The 490-nt window shown below is 33.3% G+C and carries 1 pseudogene (only partly in view); it reads left to right on the forward strand.

Going from position 1 to position 490, the window contains the following annotated elements:
* Nucleotides 1-490 (forward strand): annotated as a pseudogene (locus tag Q2B33_RS19615) (lipopolysaccharide biosynthesis protein) (it extends past both window edges: 476 nt to the left, 459 nt to the right).

Consider the following 490-nt stretch of genomic DNA (forward strand, 5'->3'; position numbering starts at 1 on the left):
GCTAATGACAGGCGGTTCAGCTATTGTTAGTACATTTTCAATAGTGTTTGTTAGTCCTACCGCAACAGTAAGAGCGGAAGCTTCAACAATAGTTTATGCTTTGATTGGAATATTTATCTATTTTCTTGTATTTAGGAAGTCAAAATCTTTTATCGATAAGTATGTTTGGAAATTTGCGCTTGGCTTTTGTATCCCGCTTATGCCACATTATTTGTCAGAATTTATACTTCAGAGTTCTGATAAAATAATGATTAATTATATGTGCGGATCGCATGATGTCGCAATATATAGTATATCTTATGCCATAGGATCTCTAATAGGATTGGTGACTGCAGCAATTAATTCATCTTTCGCGCCTTTTCAATATCAAAAGATTAAATCGGGTGAATTTGATGTTCTGTCTAAACGAGCCAATCAAATATTAATACTTATTGGACTATTACTATGTTTGGTGATGCTTTTTGGTAAAGAGATTGTCTTGATTTTTGGA

This window comes from uncultured Acetatifactor sp. (genome assembly GCF_948601915.1).
GTDB lineage: Bacteria > Bacillota > Clostridia > Lachnospirales > Lachnospiraceae > Acetatifactor.